The organism is Gracilibacillus kekensis, assembly GCF_900143085.1.
Taxonomy (GTDB): domain Bacteria; phylum Bacillota; class Bacilli; order Bacillales; family Amphibacillaceae; genus Gracilibacillus; species Gracilibacillus kekensis.
The window spans coordinates 64,002-87,342 of the sequence record NZ_FRCZ01000009.1; the positions used below are offsets into that span (position 1 = coordinate 64,002).

14 protein-coding genes and 1 pseudogene are annotated in these 23,341 nt (G+C 34.6%); 2 read left to right on the forward strand and 13 right to left on the reverse strand.

The window, feature by feature from the left end:
• Positions 1-31: 31 nt before the first annotated feature.
• The 4 genes from BUC25_RS17490 to BUC25_RS17505 all read right to left on the reverse strand — a co-directional run bounded on the left by BUC25_RS17490 (position 32) and on the right by BUC25_RS17505 (position 8,620).
• Complete coding sequence (locus BUC25_RS17490; RefSeq protein WP_073203167.1) at positions 32-1,975, reverse strand: glycoside hydrolase 5 family protein; 1,944 nt, start codon at positions 1,973-1,975, stop codon at positions 32-34.
• Between the two features lie 514 nt (positions 1,976-2,489).
• The gene (locus BUC25_RS17495; RefSeq protein WP_073203168.1) at positions 2,490-6,317 is read right to left on the reverse strand and encodes a sugar-binding protein; all 3,828 of its coding nucleotides are present in this window, start codon (positions 6,315-6,317) and stop codon (positions 2,490-2,492) included.
• Between the two features lie 401 nt (positions 6,318-6,718).
• Positions 6,719-7,789 (reverse strand): Gfo/Idh/MocA family protein, encoded by a 1,071-nt coding sequence (locus BUC25_RS17500; protein ID WP_073203169.1) that lies wholly within the window; start codon positions 7,787-7,789, stop codon positions 6,719-6,721.
• Positions 7,790-8,620: a sugar phosphate isomerase/epimerase family protein gene (locus tag BUC25_RS17505; RefSeq protein WP_073203170.1), complete on the reverse strand. Its 831-nt coding sequence runs from the start codon at positions 8,618-8,620 to the stop codon at positions 7,790-7,792.
• 155 nt (positions 8,621-8,775) lie between these two features.
• Here BUC25_RS17505 and BUC25_RS17510 point away from each other — a divergent pair, with 155 nt between their 5' ends.
• Positions 8,776-9,654 carry an AraC family transcriptional regulator gene (locus BUC25_RS17510; RefSeq protein ID WP_073203171.1) on the forward strand — a complete coding sequence of 293 codons (879 nt, stop codon included), beginning with the start codon at positions 8,776-8,778 and terminating at the stop codon, positions 9,652-9,654.
• Positions 9,655-10,016: 362 nt separating this feature from the next.
• Here the strand turns inward: BUC25_RS17510 and BUC25_RS17515 are convergent, their stop codons facing one another.
• On the reverse strand, positions 10,017-11,273 hold the full coding sequence (locus tag BUC25_RS17515; protein ID WP_073203172.1) for a Gfo/Idh/MocA family protein: 1,257 nt from the start codon (positions 11,271-11,273) through the stop codon (positions 10,017-10,019).
• 256 nt (positions 11,274-11,529) lie between these two features.
• Between BUC25_RS17515 and BUC25_RS17520 the strand changes: the two genes are divergently transcribed.
• Entirely contained in the window at positions 11,530-12,417 is an 888-nt protein-coding gene (locus BUC25_RS17520; protein WP_139251859.1) for a helix-turn-helix transcriptional regulator, read from the forward strand.
• Positions 12,418-12,573: 156 nt separating this feature from the next.
• Here BUC25_RS17520 and BUC25_RS17525 read toward each other — a convergent pair whose 3' ends face one another.
• From BUC25_RS17525 to BUC25_RS17555, 8 genes and pseudogenes are all read right to left on the reverse strand, one after another.
• Positions 12,574-13,542: a 2-hydroxyacid dehydrogenase gene (locus BUC25_RS17525; protein ID WP_073203173.1), complete on the reverse strand. Its 969-nt coding sequence runs from the start codon at positions 13,540-13,542 to the stop codon at positions 12,574-12,576.
• 163 nt (positions 13,543-13,705) lie between these two features.
• Complete coding sequence (locus BUC25_RS17530) at positions 13,706-14,845, reverse strand: Gfo/Idh/MocA family protein (RefSeq protein WP_073203174.1); 1,140 nt, start codon at positions 14,843-14,845, stop codon at positions 13,706-13,708.
• A gap of 115 nt (positions 14,846-14,960) precedes the next feature.
• Entirely contained in the window at positions 14,961-15,860 is a 900-nt protein-coding gene (locus BUC25_RS17535; protein ID WP_084543522.1) for a helix-turn-helix domain-containing protein, read from the reverse strand.
• A gap of 314 nt (positions 15,861-16,174) precedes the next feature.
• Positions 16,175-16,318, reverse strand: a pseudogene (locus BUC25_RS19470) (IS4 family transposase); the annotation flags it as partial.
• A gap of 122 nt (positions 16,319-16,440) precedes the next feature.
• Positions 16,441-18,630 carry an ADP-ribosylglycohydrolase family protein gene (locus BUC25_RS17540; protein ID WP_073203175.1) on the reverse strand — a complete coding sequence of 730 codons (2,190 nt, stop codon included), beginning with the start codon at positions 18,628-18,630 and terminating at the stop codon, positions 16,441-16,443.
• Positions 18,631-18,813: 183 nt separating this feature from the next.
• Positions 18,814-20,421 (reverse strand): response regulator transcription factor, encoded by a 1,608-nt coding sequence (locus BUC25_RS17545; protein WP_073203176.1) that lies wholly within the window; start codon positions 20,419-20,421, stop codon positions 18,814-18,816.
• A gap of 3 nt (positions 20,422-20,424) precedes the next feature.
• The gene (locus tag BUC25_RS17550; protein ID WP_073203177.1) at positions 20,425-22,161 is read right to left on the reverse strand and encodes a sensor histidine kinase; all 1,737 of its coding nucleotides are present in this window, start codon (positions 22,159-22,161) and stop codon (positions 20,425-20,427) included.
• 290 nt (positions 22,162-22,451) lie between these two features.
• On the reverse strand, positions 22,452-23,330 hold the full coding sequence (locus tag BUC25_RS17555) for a carbohydrate ABC transporter permease (protein ID WP_073203178.1): 879 nt from the start codon (positions 23,328-23,330) through the stop codon (positions 22,452-22,454).
• Positions 23,331-23,341 lie beyond the last annotated feature (11 nt).

The following is a 23,341-nucleotide window of genomic DNA, read 5'->3' on the forward strand; positions in this document are numbered from 1 at the left end:
TCTAACAATTCAAATAAAGTGAAATACATTATTAATCATTTTGTTTAGTTATTTGAAAGATAGTCGCTTCATTGGGTTGTAAATTAACATGAACATCCTTGAACTTATTAGAGTCAATCTCACCATAGTAAACTTCTTTTACTTTCCATCCTTTCTTTAAGGATATTGGGATTGTCTTTTTCACCGAGGCATAATGAATGATTACAATAACACATTCTTCCTCACTTAATTCATGTTCTGTTATACCAATATGTTTGTACTCCGTTTTAACTAATCGGTGGAAACTCATAGAACTAAACACTTCTCTATATATCTTCCAATATGGGTAATCATCTGGATGATAGGCTAATTCTTCCTCTTGTGCAACGTTTAATTCTATTGGATACGACAAGAAATAAACTTCGCCTTTACCATAACTATTTTTTGAAAAACATATATTTCCATCTTCTTCAGTTCCTATTATCCTAGCCTTATTATTGTTCAAAGATAGCTTTGTTGAATTAAATAGTTCTAATTGAAAATTTCCTTTTTCACTTTTTATACCAATTTTTTTACCCCGCCTTCTCTTGCTTCTTGTTTCAACTTGTAATCCGGTAATATCTTGAAAATCTAACATAAAACCATCTGCCATGGATATATATAAAGTAGCGCCATTTGCTACACGTTCTAAAAGTTCTTTCCATCTCTTCCTTGGCACACCCTCTACTCCACTAATACTTGGAAGTAAGTATATATTTGAATCTTTTAATGGTTGATCTTCATATTGGAATTCTATATCTACATTAGCTTGTTTAGATAATATAAAAGAACCTAGAGCTGAGGCCCAATGGTCTTGATTGGTATTTATAATACACACACCATCTATTTTACGAGGAGGTAGTGTTTCAAAAGGTAATTGATCTATAACATTCTTTATTCTGTGCATTTCAATTAATGTCGGTTTTACCTTTCGATCCTCTCGAATCAAACCTAGCTCCCCTTCAACTGCTATCCACTCGTATGGAGCAGCATCCAATTTTGTTTGATCATAAGCACACCACCATAGCATTCCATGACAGGCATGAGACCATAAGGAAAACATACTTGCTCGAGCGAAATTACCCGCAACCTCATCACTTGAAATCATCGGACCCATAGTTCCCATTTCTTCTGCAAAACATGGTTTACCACCTAAACCTGAATAATATAAGCTCTCTGCAGTAGCATGTACGATAGGTCTAACTGTATTTATGGGATCTATTCCTACATGCGGGGTCCACAGTGGATAAGGATGAGTTGTTAATATATCTGTTAGTTCCCCTTGATCTTGCATTGTCCAATTCCCTACGGGGCTAAGACTATGCATCCCTGATATTAGAGGCCTGCTTTGGTCTTCAATTTTTATTGCGTTAGCTATTGAAGACGTCCATAACCATGCTTCTTCACTTGTTTCCACATTTTCAATGCAATTGCACTCATTTCCTAAATCCCAAGCTATAATGGCACTTGAATTTTTCGTATTTTTAACGAAATATCTCACAAATCGATTTTGCCATTTGATTGACTCAGGATCAGTTAATATGGCCTTCCCTTCTAAGGCAGAAGGTACAAATAATCTTCCACTCATCCAGCCTGTTATTAATCCGACTATAAGTTTAATATCATACTTTTCAGCTAACGCTATTAATGTGTGAAAACGATTCATCATTATTTTTGAAACACCTGATCGTTCTGTATCGTTATCTAGGAAGCTAGCTTCGCCAAATCTATATTCCCTTCTTGTTCCCGCTACACCGTAGAGACGATGAATGGGTTGAAAATCAGACCAGAGGGGAAATACTCGCAATACTTGTACACCTTCTTCAGACAATTGACGAAAGTCCTGATCAATAGTTTCAGGCTGCCAATCTGACCACATTGAAGTGCCAGCGTGTGACGCCCAGTAATTACAACCTATAAAAAAGTTTCCTTCTAAAGGTAAGATCTTGTCATGCACCGATATGTTCCTCCTTGCATAATAGCAATAAACTTCTTACGGGAATTATTAATTATATTTATTTATCAGCTATAGTTTTTGCATAGTTATAATATAGTTATAATATATTTAGAATTTCTAAAGATATAAAAGCAGGAATATAGCATGAACTGGCTTAACAGTACATGCTATTACTCCTGAAATAATTACTATTAGAGCATACTACTCTTCTGAATGTTGCGACTATCATATTTTTTAAGGAATAGTGCTGCCCAAATAATATTGTTGCAAGTACCAACCATACTCCTTTTGCCGTTGTTTCGTTAAAGAAATTTTCCTTATCTGAATCTGAGCTTGAGTCTATATCAGTATCATCCTCAAATCCAAAAACACCATAGGTAGAAGAAATGGGACATTCAATAAAATTAAATTATTCATTACGATGTTTCTTTTAATACGAAAATTTTTCCGATTTAAGGTTATCAAGTAATAGAATTGTACATGTCTTTATTAGGCAGTATTTTCCCTAGACACACTACTCTTGCAATTTATTTGCAATATCTATTAGAACATCAGCTTGTGCTTCAGTAAGTGCTTTGCCAGTTTGCGCTTCGACTTGATTAATAAAAGCCCCGAGCTGGTTGTTTCGTGCTTTTATGTTTTCTTTTTCATCTGATTTCTTTGCCGCATTCACTTTTGCAAGAATTCCTTTCAGCTTCCCTTTATCACCGTTATTTCCCAAAACATATTCTTCTGTTAGCGAAGACAGATTGGCAAAGCTTACTTCTTCTTCACCTTCCACCATTTTCAAATTCCCCCATTTTGATGTGTTTTTCCAAGAATCTTCAAATAGATTACTCCATTTGTTCGTATTATGTCTTGTTCCACTGTCATCATGAGTATCATTAACTTGAATATCAAAGCCAACTGTTTTGCCTATTTCTCCAGTTGTAGACGTTAATGGTAACTTCGCTTCAACAATATAGCCTCCCTCAACCATACTTGTTTCAGCTACATAATCATCCGTAGTTCCTGACAATAACCCCGCATAGCTTACACGATACTGATTGTCATCCTCTTCGTAACTACTCGTTTTTGAATTATTTTGATCCAAGAAAAACTCGATTGAATCTTGATTATGAGAATCAGTAGCAGCATTACTCAGATATGAATCGTTTACTTCTGCAAGGACATACAGATTATTTTCATCCCAAAGCACTCTTACTGTGGCATCTGCAGAAGGTAGATTTGTATTATATATCTTGGTAGTTTCAACGCTCATCGTTGTATCCCAGATGGAATCAATCACACCATCAATCTCAGGTGTTCCTTTAGCAGCCTCCATATTTTCTATAACGTCGAGATCTAAATCTGGATCTGGAATTGGTTCTGACTCATCTATTGGATCCGGAATAACAACAACGTCATCGTTGATAGGATTATCACTTGTATACGGCGTTTCATAAGCACCTATATCAAATTTATTATTATCACCTTGGGGACGTTGATTACCGTCAAAGTCTAATTCCGGAGCTCTAGTTTGTGTTCCATAATCAATTGCCGGAGAACTCTCTTGTAAGTTGAAATCATAGTTTCCTTCTTCTATTGAGACAAACTTCGGATCAAACACTCTATCATTTGTTCCCATCACTTTTACCGTTCCAGTATCTTCATCTGTTCCTGTATAGTAAAGATTGTTAGCAAAATTTACATTAATCGAGTTAATATTGTCATTAACAGGCTTACCTTCTTTTTCGTAGACAATATTGTTTAGGAAATTGACATTTCTACTAGCATTGGCAAACATGTTAGCATAATTCATATGCGGGCTTTTACTGTTGTTAAATAAAGTATTATTAATAACATCAACATTAGCAGCTTGATAAGAATGGATTCCTGACCCACCGTTTTCGTATACGATATTATTCACAACTAATGTTCTTCCATCGTAATCTGGACTGTGATCAAGGATAATTCCATTGCCATCGGAATAAGCTTCTATTTTTTCCCACTTCACTTTAGTTTCATTATTATGCACAACATTATTTTTGACTACCAACTTATAATCTTCAGTATTGTTATCAAAATCAACATTATTGATGAGACTTATTCCACTTGTTGCATACATTGTGTACCAACTATTACTGTGGACATGATTATTTTCAATTGTAATATAGTCGCCTCCACCACCAATTCCACCACCAGCCACATGATGGATATGATTATTTTTCACAATAATATGATGGCCATCAAGACTAATACCGTTGGTGTTGGTCATCGCATACTTACTCCAATCGGCACCCCCTTCAAGTACCTTTTCATCATAGTTAGCCTCAGCCTCTGTTAAGGTGATGTTGTTATTATTTCCTTCGACTTCAAAACCATCGATAACAATGTAATTAGCATTAACACCCACTAAATCCCATACTCCTTTCACATCATCCGGTAAAAAGATTTTCGGTTTATTTTCCAGATCGTAAGCAGTATAAGTAATATTGTGAGTTTCTTCGTTTATTGGATCATAAGCCCCTGACCTTGTTATATCGACAAATTTATCATCATTATCCTGAGCACTGTAGGTCCCTGGCATAACGTATACTGTGTCACCAGGACTAGTCATATCTGCCGCATGCTGAATGTTCTTAAAAGGAGCATCCGGAGATAATCCGTCATTGTCATCCGATCCATCTGGACTAACATAGTATTCCATAGGCTCTCCAATATATGGCTGTTCTTCATATAGTTTTCCAGGGTTTGGATTCACTTCAGCTGAGCTTCCTGTAGCCATAGATCCAGATAACTCTACATCATCAATTAAAATTGTTGATTCTTCTCGCGGACCTTCTTTCACTTCTAAATAGAAATCTTTTACCCCACCCATGTATGATGCATTTTGCATTGGTTCATTACTAACTACTTGGTTATCATTAATAAACATCTCATAACTTTGTGTGTCTATATGAAAGACTGTTTTAATCTTTATTACTTCATCTACATTCCATTCTGCTCTAGCAGCCATTGCTCCAGAAGCTGAATCATCGGATCGTGCATATATGTGGCCATCACGAGAGATGACATAAATTGGACTTTTTAAAGATCCTTCTGCATTAGTTAAATTGAAAAAATACTCTGCATTTTTATCCTTAAGCATTACCGTTTTTTCAATCGTAAAACTATTCATTTCAGGCGGTGTAAGTTCACTTACATGAAATGGAAATCCGATAATACCTGGATTCGAATCGGCAACCGTCACTTCTGCCCAACGACTATCATTCTCTTCTACAATTCGAACAGAAGTATCAGATGAATTGTTAATACGTGTCCCATCTAGTAATGGAGAAACTAAAACATCTCCCGTTTCAGTACCAGCAATAGTTGAATCATTATCTGTAGTTTCGAAAGTTGTTGTTCTAAAAACTTGATCACCTATATGAGGTGCTTCATCATTGTATACTTCAATTCTGTCATAATTTGCTAGTGGGCTTGAGCCTGGTGCTGGTTTTAACTGAATTACATTGGCACCCGCTGACAGTTCAACTCCAGAAATCTCTTCAAAATTCCAAATATTCCAGCCACCAGTTGGAGATCCATTGATGCCATAAGTCTGCTCCCCATTTACTGTAAGTGTCCCTGGCCTACTTGCACTAGCTAAACAGTATCTTAACCTAAGGGTATAGGTACCATCTTCCGGCACCACCACTTCGTTCCATTGTAAATAACCATTCGAATTTGCTGAAACCCCTACATAACCAGTCCCTGTAAAGCCCGGAGCATTAGCAGTGTTATTTCCGAAGGTATTATCTACATGTTCTGCCACAGCACCTGTTTCTGCTTCAAATATAGTACTATAACTCATAACTTCAAGATAATCAATTTCAGGACCTTCTTCACCTTCAGAAGATATCTTAATTTCATTATCCCCATCATGTAACGGTACTACTGCTGTGACTTCTTGCCAATTTGGGGCAATATCCGCTCCGGTTTTTTCCCCTTTAAATGTTGTAATTAATTGACCGTTAACGGATAAGGAAAAAGGTCTAGGTGAAGGATTCTCTTCCGTTGAATTATGACTGTACTTAAATTTGAGGATGTAATTATTCGTTGAAGGTACGCTCACATTGGTCCACGTAATACTTGCTGAATTTGATTTAGCGCCAAGTTTTACTACCCCACTCCCTGAGTACCAAGATCCATCACTCACACCATAGGTTTCAATATCTGAACTCACTCTGATATTGTCTGGGTCCTCGGCTTCGTATAGGTTAATATTAGCAGCATACAATATACCGTTAAGTAGCCCAAATGTAGCAAAAACTCCGACGATTATCATTGTCATTACAACTAAACTTATAAATTTTTGCAACTAACTCATCCTTCCGTTTTAATATAGTAATAAACCACGTGTCATAATTGCTATATGCAATTAAATGAATCTCAACATAATGCCCCTCCTTTTACTATTTATAACTTACACTTCACATAATATTGTAAGCGCTTTCTGATTTATAGTAAGCAATATAAATAATTCTGATATTTTATTAACTTTTTTATTTAATAATTCATTTAAAAAATTATTTATATCAAGTATGTAAGCTTTGTTAGCGAATAATGTGAAAAAGCGGAGATCAATGGAATTTAAATAAGATGACCCCTGTTCAATACAGGGATCACCTTCAGAAAACAGCCTAGACTTTATTAGATTGTCCTTTTCCAAGAGTACACATTATTTCTTCAGCAGACTTTTTAGCGCTATCATTTCACATCTTAAATAGTCCAGTCAATCTTAACTTCGTGCCCTGTTCTGGATGATTCGTAGATGGCATCTAAAATGAGATTATTTGTTAATCCGGTCATTGCGGAAGTAATTGGTTTTTTACCTTCTCGTATACATTCTATAAAATGCTTGCTCATGCCAACACGGTCTTCCTCCGCATTCTCAGGCTTAGGAATGTCAATGTCAATTGATTGATCAAACCGCTCTGTCAATAATTTACCAGAGTCACCTTTAATAGATGCACCACCTTCAGAACCCATCAAATGGATGAACGGTGCATTGTCACTGTTCATATGAACAGCCCAACTGACATCCAAAGATAATGTAGAGCCATCCTCCATTTTGATCAACGCTGTCGCAAGATCCTCTACGTCATAGTGCCCGTCCCAGTTTGGCGTTCCCCATGAACCGATCCCTCGTTTTTTCGGACCGAATTCATCGTATGTTGTTCCAAATACAGATACTGGCTTCGGATTGCCCATTAACCAAAGCGTCAAATCAAGCATGTGAACTCCAATATCAATCAGCGGACCGCCACCAGCAACTTCTTTTTGTGTAAACCAGCTTCCCCAGCCTGGAATCCCCTTACGACGAAACCATCCTGTCTTAGCATTGTAAATATTTCCAAGTGCGCCATCCTCTATTTGCTTCTTAACGTGAAGAGAGTGCGCCATCCAGCGCATTTGATGCGACACCATGACTATTTTTTCTGAATTATGCTGAGCGCGAACAATCTCTTTAGCATCATCACCACTAATTGCCATCGGTTTTTCCACTAAAACATGCTTGCCGGCCCGTAATGCTTCAATCACAAGAGGTGCGTGATATTTATTTGGTACACCAATAATAACAGCGTCTAAATTATCATCCTGGATCAACTCTTCCGCGCTTGGTAAAACTCGATTGATTCCAAGTTCTTGTGCACGCTTCTTGGCAAGCGGAAGATTAACATCAGTTACAGCCTCAATGCTCACATCCTCTTTCAATTGATCAAACGTGTTCATATGTACGTTACCAATCGAGCCGGTACCGATAATTCCTAAACGAATTTTCTCAGTCATTTACAAAACTCCTCCATTACCTTCAGAATTTAATTCTGCCCAAATTGCTTTGACTCGACGTAGACTTTCTTTAACATCCTCGGCTGGATCATGATGGTGCGGTTCATGCTCAATTGTGACAGGACCTTCGTAACCCAGTTCTTTCAGAGCGGCAAGTACGCCTTTAATATCAACAATCCCATCACCCAATGTACAAGAATCATGTCCACCAACCGCTTTAACATCTTTAAGATGAACGTGAAGCAAATAATCTTTCAATTCGTGAATGGCTTTTACAACATTATAACCGTGTGTCGCAAACCAGCCGGTATCAATAGCTGAGCCTACCCATGGGGTGAACGAATCAATTTTATCAATCACATCTTGCGGTGTTTTCTCTGCTGGATGATTTTCTAAGCCAAAATAAATGTTATATTGCTCTGCGAGTTCCTTAACAATTGGCCCGTTATCAGGATGGAAGCCTTGCGCAAGTAATGGTGTTTCGATCATTTTCGACGTTTCGAAAATCTTTGTCGCCTCTCCTCGTGTTACACCTGGTGCTCCAAACCCCGCCGTATAAGATATGACCTCCACTTCATATTTTTTTAAAATCTCTAAAGCTGTTTTGATCATTTCTGGTGTTGCACGTACTGGATCTAGGTGCGCGACCCATAATTCAATCGCATCGAATCCGGATTCTTTGATAAGCGCTATTAACTCCTCAAATTTACTAGCAAAATTTGGCCCATGAAATGCCTCTACTGTTGCCTGGTGGCATTTGCCCCAATCATCACTGTTTGTATAATTGAGTTCTCGTGCTACAAAGTTTGCTGTCATAAAAGCCCATTTCATATTCTAATACCTCCCATTTTTTGAAACAAATAGTAAACATTAACTCTAAAAAAACTAGATTGTTTCATGGCTCTATGATACGATGAATTCAACAAAAATGCGTGTCAGTTTTTCAGCTTTTTATCCCATTTTTTCGGTCGAGGTGTAATATCGCAATGACTATTTTTCCAAAGTATTTATCTGAATTTCCAAATCAGCAGAGCTCATTTCCATTCCATCTCTCAATTCATGAAATCCAATCATATTTCCCATCACACCGGCATGATTTCCTTGAATTTTCATTTGTTATTGAAGGACGCGGAACAGAAACTATAAATGGAAAAAAGCATGATATGAAGCCCGGAACGTTCACGCTTATCCTGCCTTACCAGATTCATGAAATTCATGCCGAACCAGATCAGCCCCTCAAGCTGTATAATTGTATTTTCGGGATGGATCTCCTCTTTGAATCAAATGTAAAAAACTTCGCACTCAATGGACTATTGTTTGATTACTCTGATGAGAGAGCACTGGTACCATTTGTACAACTTGATGGCGAGCTATTGAGAGGGATTAATATAATTCTTGAGGAAATGCTCGCTGAATATCATGGTGAAAAGCCGTGGAAGGAAATTATGATTAAGTTGAAATTGCTGGAAATACTGGTTATCTTTGAAAGAACCCGTCAGCATTCCGTCTCTGTTTTTGATCGTAACGAAGGGGCTGTTAAGAAAAATACGATCTGGCCGATTGTCCATTACGTCCATACCCATTATCAAGAAAATATTACATTAACAGAAATTGCAAGGCAATTTTTCGTGAGTGCTCCTTACCTCAGTGAGCTTTTCAAGCAGCAAATTGGGCAGAATTTCATTGCCTTTTTGCACGAGGTGCGGATCAGACATGCTTGCAGTCTACTAAATTCAACCGACCTGTCAATCGCAAATATTGCAATGGAAGTCGGCTACAGCTCATTCAAAACATTCTCACGAGTTTTCCGAGAATTCAAGAAAATGACACCAACAGAGTATCGTAGAATTTATAAAGAAAATTAATACTATCTTTTATACGCTCAGCATGAATAGCCAAGAAAGAGAATCATCAAGAAAATTCATATTTTCGATTTTTTTTAGAAGCTACAAGGCCAATAAAGACATAATTAATGTTTCTTACAAAAAACTCTCGACAAATTTCATAACGTCGAGAGTTTCTGGTTCAATCTATTAAAATTGTGCAATTCCTCTAGACATACAAAAAGGAAAATACTTCTTTATTTCATCATCTTATAAATATAGTAGTAGCCGAAATCAATCAAGTAATAAACTACAAAGACTTAAAAAGCAATTATAGTAAATAGAGTAATTTTGGCCGGACAATTCTTACTTTAATTAGTTGATAGCATTTTACCTACTACGTACTAATTTACTGGATCCGCACGAAACAACTCTGGATCTAACACTTTCCAATTAGCAGGAGGGCTTCCGAAATCTGGAACATCCATCATTTCTCCATCTCGTAATGCAGAATCATGCGCAATAAGACCTGGCACTAAATAGTCTGCAGCTCTCCAAACATGATTAGGAGGAAGATCCCCTGTGTGCAATGATTTCATGAAATCATCAATTAAGAACTGATGTGACCCTAAGTGTCCGTTAGGTTTGCCAGTATAACTCAAAGGTAATCGGTCTTCATTATGTATCTTTGCTAATGAAGTTTTAAAGTCGTTTTGTAGTACTTGATGCAGCTGTTGTCCATCCGATTTATTTTCTAGATGAATATAAGCATCTTGACAGCTTAACTGGTCTGTTAAATCTATGACTTCTCCCCACTTTAGGGAGCTCCAAGATGAGCCATTTGCATGTTCCTCATAACTACCTTTTGTTCCGAACATACTCATATAAACACTATTTTGTCCTCCCCATCCAACTCTACGGAATTCATTTAGTCGAGCCATTCCACCATCGGATGTACGAATCATTGCTGTTTCATTACTAAATCGATTGTTCCATAAGTTAGCTCCTTCACGGAAAATACCATCTTCATGTTTATCGACATAACCAAGACATGACACTTTAGTAGCTTTTGCTCCAGTAACAGAGAGAATCATACTTACTGTATGAGTTGGATAGTACATAGGCGGTATGCCAGCTACTTTTTTCCAATCAGATCCTCCTGAATATTGATATGCTTCATAAAATCCATGTGACATATCATGTAGATATTGAGCATCCCCATGAACGAAATCACCAAATTCCCCTGTTTTAAATTGATCTCTACAATAGACGGTACAAGGGTAATAATAGCTTGTTTCCCCTGTCATGTAGATGAGGCCAGTTCGTTCTACTTCTTCGATAATCTCTCTTATTTCTTCCAAGCTTTGAGCAGTTGGCACTGCCGAGTATACATGCTTGCCCGCTTGCAGTGCCTGGATAGTTTGTGGTCCGTGTAAATGCCTTTGTGTGAATAATGCGACAGCATCAACATCACTTTTTAAAACTTCTTCTAGTGAGGAAAACGTTCTCTTAATACTAAATGCTTTAGCAAATTTATCACGACGCTCTTTTTTTACCTCTGCTAAGACTACTTCCTCTACATAAGGATGTGACTTAAACAAAGGAATAAAGCATTGTGAAAATTGCCCTGCCCCGACCACCGCTATTTTAAATTTCTTCATTAATAACCCTCCTGAATAACTTTAGTAGATTTGAAAATTTAAGTAGAAGAGTTCCAAAAAAACTTTATTAAAATAAGGAATTAATATTAAGTTTTTCTACTTCTCATTTCGTTTTCAGAACTCATCGTGATTACCCTCATTCTACAAAAAAAGAAATACGTTGTATTTAGATTCAATGTATAAATATGTGTCCATTAACACTTTTTTTGATAAAATAAGTTTAGACAATAGTTATACGAAGGAGGCTTAAGGGGAAATGGTCCGTGACCTTGTTATGCTTGACCCTAGTGAAACTTTACAATATCTCCCTAATTATCATTATCCACCATATATTACCTTAGCTCATTTGTTTCACGCTCCTGATCCATGGGTAAAAGAGTTTGGAATTCATAAACAATACCAAATTCAGTACGTGCTTAACGGGGTAGCTGAGTATTCGTTTGAAAACAAAACCTATATCACCCGCAAAGGGGATATCACATTTCACCGCCCTGGTGAACTCCATGAAGTTCGAACAACCGTTGGAGAACAGTATAGTTGTATCTCATTAGTTTTTCATTTTGGTGATGCACATTTTCCTGCTAACGAACTTTTTTCTGAATTACATGACCTTGGTAACTATTATGATCATCCTATAGGAGAAAAGCTTCAAAACATCGTTACCCTATATCATCAACCTGGTTTGCTCTCTCAAATGGAGTGTCAGCAATTACTTCTCCAAGTGCTTGCTGATTTAGTAAACGAAAAATCAACAACTAAGAACCTCACCCGCGTTCAAGAAAAGAACTCAATTAAATTAATAAAAATTAAAAATTATATTATCGATAATTTCAATGAAAATATTCAGATTAAAGATTTGGAGCACCTATCTGGTTTAAGTAAAAACTATTTAACAATTTTATTTAAAAAGGAATATAATATTTCTCCTATGCAGTATTTAACATGGCTTCGAGTTCAAAGGGCTAAAGATCTTGCAATTAACACTAATCTATCTATTAGTGAAATTGCACACGAAGTCGGCTATGCGGATGTTCATACCTTCGGTAAGATGTTTAAGAAGAAAGAAGGCTGCAGTTTATCAGAATATGTTTCATCCTTTTATTTAACAAATCGTAACAGGTTAATTCATCCAAGACAAAGTTGAGTAACTCACAAGTGAATGGAACCCAGAATAGTACTTTTTTGCTTGTAAAATAGAAATAGAGAACCTAAAGATGGAAAGGGTGTCACTTCCCAACTTCGGTTGGGAAGTGACACCCTTATTTTCTAAGATTTACTGGTTTTGTCCCAGTCTCCTCATTTAATTAAGTTCTTTTATTACTGCATCAGGTGTGTCCCCTCTTAATGCCTGGAGCATATTTTTGGCGGCAAATAATTTCATTTCTTCCCTTGTCTCAGCAGTTGCAGACCCGATATGAGGTAATGTAACCACATTTTCCATCTTTAATAATGGATTATTAAGTTGAATTGGTTCTTGCTTAAATACATCTAATCCTGCCCCCTGGATCAACTGATTTTCGAGTGCGTTAATTAAACCGGCTTCATCCACAACAGCACCTCGTGAAGCGTTAATAAAAAAGCTTGTCCGCTTCATTTTTCGAAAGGCTTCATAGTCGATAAGGTGATAGGTTTGTTCCGTTAGAGGTGTCATCAATAGAATAAAATCAGAAGTCTTTAGTAGCTCATCCATCTGTTCATAATGTGCACCTAGCTCACTTTCTATCTTATGATTACGACTTCTGTTGTAGTAGCATACATCCATTTGGAAGCCTACCTTAGCTCTTCTTGCCACTTTTTCGCCGATTCTTCCCATACCGATAATACCAAGCTTTTTATGATGTACATTGTGTCCAAACAATGAAATGTCAACAGATTTGGACCATTTTCCATTTCTTACATATTGATGTAGTTCTGGTATCCTTCTAGCTGTTGCAAGAATTAAGCCAAATATTAAATCAGCTACTGTTTCATCTAACACGTATGGAGTATGTGTTGCTATTATTTTTGATCTTTTTATTGCCTCAATATCAAAATTGTCATATCCAACAGAAATATTGCTAACAACCTCTAATTGTGATGCAGCTTGTAGAAATTCCTGATCAATATTATCTTTGAATGTAATCAGCCCATGAAATGACGGGATTTTCTGTAACAATAAACCTTTGGGGATTTTTTCCGGGTGACTCCATCTTTCTAATTCTACTTCAGCTTCTAAATAATCTACTACTGATTTCGGGATTGGTTCTGTTACTAATACTCTTTTCTTCATCTACTCACTCCATTTCAATTGTAGCTTTTGATTGTTGTATTTAAAACCTCATTCATTTATATTTCAGACCTTATATTCATATATAATTCAAGCTGTTTCTTCGATTGATTAATCTGAAACCTTAATAATCGGACAATTCAATTTTTCCATCCATTTATTAGAATTACTTATTAAATGTTGGAATAGTTATCTCTTTCCCACCTTGCATTGCGGAATCATGCGCACATATTCCTGCTGCTGTCCAATTAGCTGCCGTTACTGCATCAATTTTTGGTAACCGATTCTCTATTATACTACTCACAAATTCGTGAACCAGATGTGGGTGGGAACCATGATGAGCCCCCCCTTGTAAAACAGATAAATGTGGATTATCTTCATCCAGATGCTCTTGTTTTGTCATAAAATGTGAGATTTCAGAGGGTAGAGTCTCAGATCTATTTTCAGTTACTACTTTACTATAAGTACTTACCCTCCCTCTTCCCTCGATTTTATTTTCCATTTCAAAGCGAACTAAAGGCTCATTCTCTAGATGCCACTCTAATGATGCTTTTTTACCATATATATTAAAACTTTCCATATAGCTTCTTGCGGTTTCGAATAAGCTTCTTGTAACTTCAGCACTAAGACACTTTCGGTCAAGCTGAAAAATAGCTGTTTCAATAGGGTATGGGTTACCGTATTGTTGTTGGAGTTCCTCCCTCATTGTACCTGATCCAAACGCATGAACCTTGACTGCTTTAGCATCCGATATTGATAATAGTGGGGCTATTGCATGAGTAGAATAATGCATGGGTGGAAGTCCTTTCCAATACGGAGGCCAATTTTCCATATCCTGATAATGTGCACCACGTAAGAATTGAATTGCTCCTAGCTCTCCATGCTTATATGCCTCTTGGGCATATAAATACTGATGAGTATATACTGCCGTTTCCATCATCATATAGTTTTTACCACTTGTTTGTTGAGCAGCAACTATGGCATTTAATTCCTCTATTGTTGTTGCCATTGGAACAGTACAAGCGCAATGTTTCCCCGAATTCAATACTTGAATTGATTGTGTGGCATGAGAATGTATCGAAGTTACCAAATGAATTGCATCAATGTCATCTTCCTCTAAAAGATCGTCTAAGGAAGAATATCTACGCTCAAAATTAAATTTGTCCCCATAGTTCTGAAGTAGTTGCTTATTAGTATCACATATGGCCACTTCTCCTATATTAGGATGAAGCTTATAAATAGGTGCAAACTGTCCACCAAATTGTAACCCTACTATCCCCACATTAATTTTATTCCTTTTTCTCATCTTTTATCTCCTCCATGTGAAAAACTATTAATTAGAAATATGTAATATTTCTAATACTAATTATAGGTTTATTTAAAGATTGATAGTATAGATTTAGAGATGAAAAACATGGACTTTATTCTGATATATAACCTTTTAAATTTAAATCTATTCGATATATCTGATTTAAATATGTTGAAGGAGAATAACCCGTAACTTTTTTGAATACCCTACTAAAATATAACGGATCTTCATATCCAACTTTTTGACTGATTTGTGAGATATTCATATTACTATTTTTCATAAGTTCAGTGGAGCGAATTATTCGCATCCGTTCATGATATGAAGAAATAGAAAAGCCTGTGTTTCCTTTAAACACAGTGCTGATATAATTATAGGTTAACTGTAATTCATCACTTAACATCTCGACGTTTAATCTTTCATTATAATGAGATTCAACATACTCTTTAACCTTTTGGACTATCCGATTTGAATTACTTGAACAGCTTTCTAGAACTTGCTGTCTATATATAATCAAGAAAAACTCCATCGTCAAAGCTGCTGTCGTTAAATGTTTCAGTATTTCGCGGGAACGAAAGGTCCACAACATATCGCTTATTTTCCGTTCAACAAAAGTACGGTTTTGTATAGTTAATTTTTTTGGAAGAACAAGTATAGAACAGTAGTCTTCTCGCTTAAATAACTCTTGTGCCTCAGAAATCTTAGTCATAAATGAAGATAATTTAAAGTGGGACTTCTCATCTTCAGTATCAAAATGTATCCAAAATGTTTTTGTCCCTGCCAATGCTGAAACGGTTCCCCAGTGGTGTAACCCTTTTTTTAATAACAAAACATCTCCCTCATGCAGCCAATACTCTCGCTCTTCCTCTATTACCTGCATCCTTCCCTTATATATATAAATAAAGACATGAAAGTCTAATAATCGATTAGGATGCAACCAATTAGAAGTTGTAAATGTTTCTCCCATATCTAGAACAAATGGCATTTTTTCGGTCCTTAACTCAACATCGTACAATTATACCGCCTCCTTATTAAAAATTTCAAAATGACTATATTTAGTAATTTACTCAACTTGCGCACCTAGAAAAACCTAGTTCATTTTAATACCTGTAAACCTAGTAATTGTTATACTGGATAATTCAATCTAAGATAAGCATAAAAAAACATCCCAACTTTTGGTATAGTTGATTTGACGAGAACCACATACCATACAGAAGGGATGTCCCCTATATGAAATCGAATAATGACGTAATTAAGCAACTACACAATGAATTAACTGTGATATTTAAAGAATTACACGTAATAAAACATTTAACTTTAAGGATAAGAAAAACCTTTTAAAAAGGCATTATTTTGAGATGCGTGGTCAAAGCAACGTGCTAGTAATTTAACAGGTTTACTGCAATTTTGCTCAGAAGAATCGTCTACTATTATTACTTTTGAACGATCATGGTTCGTTAACTTCATTACACTACACATCGTATGCTCTATGTAGATCTTGTACCTTCATAGTTGTCTTTCTTTTTCATCAAAAAAGCAAAGTAAAATAGTCAGAAAATTCACAATTCATTTATACGCCACTAGTGAAAATACTGTTATAATCCTTTGATTTTATATTTCTTATAATGAGTATGACTTCCTTTAGAATTAGAAAAGCCTATTTGTCCATGCATATATGGCTCTTTTTTATCCTTAAATTCTAATATCAGTTGATCATTTACATAACACTTAAATTCATTTCCTATAGCTCTTACTTTTAAAGTATAGTTAGCATCAATTTCCCAATTATATTTCGCAGATTTTAATACCTTATAACCTTTATTGTTTTTATATAAAACAAGTTGATTCAACTCTGATAAACCTATGGCATAGGAACGAATTCCACCTTGCACTCGAAAGTTTATACTATGATTATTACCTACTTTAGGTAGTACAGTTGCTTCAAATTCATAATCAGTCCATTTTAAATCTCCTGTATAAGCTTCGGCTGATTCACCAAAGTAACTACCACTTAATTCACCATCTTCTAACTTCCAGTTACCCCTTAAATAAGTTAGTTGACTTACTTCTATATGAAGTTCATTCCATTTCTCCAAATGTTCATTCTTAAAGTCTATTTCATAATGCGGTTTACCAGTAAAGTGGAAATCATCTAAAAATGCAATTAAAGTAGGTAATACAGATTGTCTATTTTCTTCTTGAACAGGAATTAACTCCATTCCTGCTTCTTCAATGCATACATCAGCCATATATGGTATTTTATATTCTATATCATTCCATTCGCTTATCTTTAATTCGAATTTTTCCCCATAAATCCTTTGATTAGAATTCCTATCTTTAATATAAATTGTCGCCAATACCTCTTCAATACTTCCTTTAGGTACTTTCACCTTACACTTTAATGTTTGTCCTGGATATAAAATAGGTGAAAAACTTGGATCATACCGACTATCATCAAAATCTTCCGGAGTATAATAAGTTTTTACGAACGTTCTATAACCAAATCCACCATTAGCATAATCAAATACTACTTTTAAAGACCGTTCACCACTAGCTGAATCTTCCGCTGTATTCATTAAGAAACCTGTCACATCTGATCCAGCATCACTCTCTACGCGAAACGCATGTGTTGATCCAGGATATTCAAAATGGAATATTCGTTCTTTCTGATTAAGAATATCTCTCCACTTTTTCGGTGGCTCTACTCCAGCAATTTTATATCCAAATTGTGCAATATATGAAGCTCCCCAAGGAATATCTAAAATATTTAAAGTTCCGATTACACTTGAGCAACATAAGAAATCATTAATGGGTTTCTTCCATGAATCATCTATTCCATTAAGACCATTAATAACACCCAGAACACAGCCTACATTTCCTACATTACAATCAGTATCCCAACCACACATATTACAAATGTTAATAGAATTCGAGAAATCCCCACGGCCATATAAAATAGATAAAACAATGACAGCTGCGTTCGGAATGATATGGCAATTACCGGGGTATTTATCATATCCGTAATTTTCATACACGTATTTAAAACAAGATCTCCAATTATTTGGTTCCTTTTTATAAAATTTTATAATATCTCTCGTCATTTCAGCATATTCACAATTTTCCGGAATAACACTTAAGCCAATTTCAATTAGTTTATCTACATTTTTCTCTGTAAAGGCTGCAGCAATCACAGCTGCTATAAACATACCACCATATTTACCATTCCCATCATGTGAAACACTAGCCACTTTTCCTGCATACTCAGCTGCTAATTGGGGTCTACCTGGTGCAATCAGGCCCCATACATCTATAAAAATTTGTCCACCGATTTGTTCAGCCACAGCTTCGCCATTTTGTTCTATAGATCCAGATCTCGGTGCAGATATCCCATTTTTCATATTTAAATAGGCAGTGTGCTCCGTAGATTTCCCGTATCCTCCCCACCAATAAAAACCATGACCATCAGGGGCATAATTTAACCACGTATCTCCCATTTCTTTTGCAGTAATATTCCTGGTATATGTGTAATCTTCCAAAGACCTTAAAATGAATAAAGGACCATTTGTATCGTCATCAGCAGCAAAATTTTTAAAATGATGAGGGTAACTACTGATTTCTCCAAATGCTTTCGCAATTCTAGCATAATCCCATTGTTCAATATTCGCTCCATGTCGCACACCTATTACTTTACCTAACCAGCCAGCATAAACCAATTCGATATAATTTGAATTAAGTAAATTTATTAATTCCGAATCTAATTTCAATGTCACTTTACTTTTCGCCATTGAGTTACCTCCCAAATTATAATTTAGTCTAACAGTTATAGATTGATGAGTTTATGCCAACAGACAAGAAAAATTTATTAATCTTTTACCTCATTTATCTTATATGTCACCTATTTCAGATATATCCTTAAAAGAGATCAAATGAGGACTCTAAGTGTATACATCATCTTACTTATATTTTATTCATAATTTTCTATAAGCGTTTGGAGTCATCCCAAAATGCTCTTTGAAAATTTTGGAAAAATAATTAGCATTTTGATAACCCAATTCATCTGCAATATGATAAATTTTTAGATTTGTATGTTTTAGCATTTGAGCCCCACGCTCTATTTTTCTTCTTGTGATATAATCACTGATTCCTTCATCTTTTTCTTCTTTATATAAACGCGATAAATAAACCGGGTGAAGATATACTTGATCAGCAATTTGCTTTAATGAGAGGTCTCTTGAAATATTCGCTTCAATGTAATGTTGAACTTTTCTAACAATCATACTTCTGCTTTGATTACTTTCATTACTTTCATCTGTTATTACTATCTTAATTCTATTAAAAATACTATAAATCCATTCTGATAAATGATTAACTGAACTTAATTTTTTGCCTTCAAAAATTTCATTCATATCCCCACCAATAATTTCTGGTAAACTAAAACTATTTTTATGTGCTATATAAATGAAAGATGATAAGATCAAGTAATAAGCTTCTAAAATATTTATTTGTTTTCGAGAATTTAATTCATGGAATATTTTTTGCAATTTATTCTCCGCACCCATCCAATCATTAGCTTCTAACAATTGGGTAAGCGTAGGTGGTTCGTACAAACTTTGAAATTCAAATATTTTTTCATCATTAGTAATACCATTGGATTTATCAATATAAACTATATTATTATCAAGACTTTTTAGTAATGATACCAAGGCTTGTTTGTACATTCCTGGCAAATTATTTATCAATGATCCTGCGTCACTTGAATAAATTGAAACAGATGATTTGATATACTTTTTTACACTATCTTTAATCTGCAATAAATCCCTTTCAAGATTAAATAAAATACCCTCATCGTCTATTACTTCTTTCTTTTTAATGACAAACATTAGGAAGCCTTGATGATCTATCGCTGACCAACAAAAGAATTTTACCGCTAAAATTTCTTCAACTATATTTTTAATTGAATATTCAATATATGAAACGTCATTCAGATCAAATTTCATTGGGATTTCATCGATTCTAATAGCTATAAGATATACCTGATCATTAGATTGAAAATCTAGTTTATATTTTTTAAATTGTTCATCTAATTTTATGGGATCACCCGCTTTCCCATACAATACATTTAATAAAATATCTGCTCTCCAATTAGATAAGTTTTCCCTTATACTATCCATAGCATGACTAAAAGAAACTTCATGCGATTTCTCTTCTTTTATCTTTTTAATTAATATATCAACTACACTTATAAGTTCTTCTTCCGAAACTGGCTTTAATAAATACTCACTTACTTCGTTTTGAAGAGCAGTTTTAGCATATTCAAATTTGTTAAAGCCAGTTATTATAATAAATTTTATGCTGTGATTTGATTTGCGCATTTCTTTAATCATTTCTAGTCCTGTCATTCCTGGCATTTTAATGTCTGTTATCACAATATCTATTTGATTTAGTTGAGCGATTGACAATGCTTCCTTAGCAGAATACGCTGGTAAAACTGAATGAACACCTATATTGTCCCAATCTATTGTATAGACAAGTTCATCAACTAAGTGCGCATGATCATCTACAATTAATAATTGCATTGTTTACCATTCCCCTTTTTTATGCCATGTAAGATCTACAATAAATCCACTGGGACTTGAATTTATTATTTTTACGCCAGACTCCTCACCAAATTTCAGTTTTAACCTTTGATGAACATTCCATATTCCACATCCCATTTCATTTTGTAGCGGAGTGTTAAGTTTACCTTGAAGAATTGAGATTTCATCATTCGCCATACCTTTTCCATTATCTTTAATTCTTATAAGATAATTTTCATTACAAAGCTCTCCAGAAATCGAAATCAAACCATCGTCTTCTTTGAGTTCAAGCCCATGAACTATACAATTTTCTACTATAGGCTGAATTAAAAGTCGTGGAATTTTTATTTTTTTCATTTCTTCAGGAATATTTATTGTCAATCTAATTTTATTCGTTTTTAAATTGTAAATTTCTACATAATTTTCTACTAAGTTGAGTTCTTCTTCCAAATTCACCATTTCTTCATCAGTTCGAGTAGTATATCGATAGTATCCACCTAAGTGCAGACACATTTTTTCAACCATTTCGTTTCTATTTAATCTAGCCATACTCTTCATATACGCTAAGCAATTATATAAAAAGTGAGGGTTTATTTGTGATTGTAACTGTTTAACTGTTGCCTCTTTTGCTCTTACTCTCTCTTCATATACGGTTTGAATTAAGTTTTGAATTTTATAGGCCATTTGATTAAACTGTTTTAACAAATAACCAAATTCGTTGTTATTTTGTTCTATTATTCTTACTGAGTAATCTCCTTGCTTCACGCTCTCTACACCTTTTAACAATTTCTTTATTGGTACTTGTACGGTTTTATAAATGTAAAGAATTGATAATATACTCAGAAAAATCAAAAAACCAACTATCGCATAATAAATCTGCCTTATTTCGTTTATTGGAGAAACTACAATATCTAAAGGAGTATAATCAATCAAATACCATCCTAAAGATTCTAATTTTATATGTGTAAATAAATACTTTTGATCAGCTATTTTTATTATGTTATTCGCAGTATCTTTGTTAAACAATTCCATATTAGAACTAATTGCTTTTTTTAACTTTTCACTTTCCTCTTCATCAATAGAACGATTATAGATAATATCACTTGAGGAGTGAAACAAAATAGGGTCATTTTGTCCATCTACTTTGTAGTCATCTAAAATATCTTGTATGTTTTTTTCTGAAAACACAATCTCAGTAATTAAACTCGCCGAAGATAAATTGTTTACTGAAGTGTATGATGGTGCTAATATAAACTTAACAAAATCACCTACTGAGGAACCCTCGCTTTTTTCATAAGTCCATTCTTTATCTACCCTTAATTTCAATTGATCCAAATCATAAGTCCTTGATAATTTGGGAGATATAACCGTCTTTGTTCTTGGAAAATACATAGCCATTTCATTTTTCCAATTTCCTGATGCTTGTTGTAATTGTAATTTCTGTTCAATATTCCTTTTGGTCCAAATACTGCTATATAAATCATTAGTAACATGTTGATTTCGATATAACTTGATACTTGGATCATAATGTAATGTAATTGCTGATTCAGTAAGTTTATTAATATTAGTTTCTATTTGATGAGAAAGAAACTTCAATTGATTTAATTGTGAAATCTCTATTTGATTATTCACTGTCTTTAAGCTAACTTGGTTGGAATATAAAAAAAGACCAGTTACAGGTATAATAATCATAAGAACTAGTAAAAGTAACCTATGAAAAATTTTCCTCTGTCTTTTCATATTCCCACTTCCTTCATTAATTATGATTTAGAGTTCACCAAAAGTATACTCTCATTTCATATTACTTTTATTTAAAAAATTCCAATTGAAACGCATTCCACTTTATGATGAAAAGGTTTACATTAATGTGTCTATTTTGTTAGCTGAATAATAGTTGTAGATTGGAAAAATTAAATAAATCTTATTAACTATTACTTAGCTATTATATTTATTAAAGATAGTTATTTCCAAAAAATATAGGAGAAGATTAGTTAAAGCCGCATTAGATTTCTACAAGGCTTCAACTCTCTTTATTCTTTTACTCCTCCAAGCACAATCCCTTTAACGAAATATTTTTGAAGAAACGGATAAACTAATAATATTGGTAAAGCCCCAATGAAAATTTGAGCTGATTTAACAGTTCGTTCAGAGATATTTGCCATTTCTTCTGGGGATAAATTTAATTGTGAAAAATCTTGTTGCACTATTACTGTTTGAAGAAAGGTGGCTAATGGATAGTTACTAGAACTACTCATATAAATTAAACCATCGAACCATGAGTTCCAATGGAATACCATCATAAATAAAGATAAAGTTGCTATTGCAGGCATAGACAATGGTAGATATATTTTAAATAAAGTTTTAATGTGTCCTGCTCCATCCATAATTGCAGCTTCTTCAATTTCTTTAGGTATTGACCGAAAAAAGTTAAGTAATAATACAATATGGAATGCTGAAATCGTATGAGGTAATATTAGTGACCACATTGAATTCATTAAACCCAACTCAAGAATTAAAATATAGTTTGGTATTATTCCACCAGAGAAAAGCATCGTAAAAACAAAAAACCATGTTATCATAGCTCTTCCTTTGATTATATCATTACTTTTTGATAATGGGTAGGCGATCAGCATGGTCATTAACATCGGTATGACCGTACCAAGTATCGTTCTTTGAATTGAAACAAAAATTGAATTAACAAACTTTTCATTTCCTAATGTCTCTGTATATGCATCAATTGTAAAGTTAACAGGCCATAACCCTACAAAACCTGCTGCCGCTGCCGCACTTCCACTAAAAGAAACGGCCAAAACATGAATCAGAGGAATAAGGCAAAGAATCGCCAAAAGAGAAAGGAAGACATAATTAAAAACATTAAATATTTTGTAGCCTCTATTTTTATAGTACATGATATCACTCC

Coding starts and splice junctions, on each gene's coding strand:
- BUC25_RS17510 (WP_073203171.1), top strand. CDS start 8,776: ATGACTATTTTTCCAAAGTATTTATCTGAATTTCCAAATCAGCAGAGC.
- BUC25_RS17545 (WP_073203176.1), bottom strand. CDS start 20,421: ATGCAATTATTAATTGTAGATGATCATGCGCACTTAGTTGATGAACTT.
- BUC25_RS17530 (WP_073203174.1), bottom strand. CDS start 14,845: ATGAGAAAAAGGAATAAAATTAATGTGGGGATAGTAGGGTTACAATTT.
- BUC25_RS17520 (WP_139251859.1), top strand. CDS start 11,530: ATGGTCCGTGACCTTGTTATGCTTGACCCTAGTGAAACTTTACAATAT.
- BUC25_RS17550 (WP_073203177.1), bottom strand. CDS start 22,161: ATGAAAAGACAGAGGAAAATTTTTCATAGGTTACTTTTACTAGTTCTT.
- BUC25_RS17525 (WP_073203173.1), bottom strand. CDS start 13,542: ATGAAGAAAAGAGTATTAGTAACAGAACCAATCCCGAAATCAGTAGTA.
- BUC25_RS17540 (WP_073203175.1), bottom strand. CDS start 18,630: ATGGCGAAAAGTAAAGTGACATTGAAATTAGATTCGGAATTAATAAAT.
- BUC25_RS17555 (WP_073203178.1), bottom strand. CDS start 23,330: ATGTACTATAAAAATAGAGGCTACAAAATATTTAATGTTTTTAATTAT.
- BUC25_RS17505 (WP_073203170.1), bottom strand. CDS start 8,620: ATGAAATGGGCTTTTATGACAGCAAACTTTGTAGCACGAGAACTCAAT.
- BUC25_RS17515 (WP_073203172.1), bottom strand. CDS start 11,273: ATGAAGAAATTTAAAATAGCGGTGGTCGGGGCAGGGCAATTTTCACAA.
- BUC25_RS17500 (WP_073203169.1), bottom strand. CDS start 7,789: ATGACTGAGAAAATTCGTTTAGGAATTATCGGTACCGGCTCGATTGGT.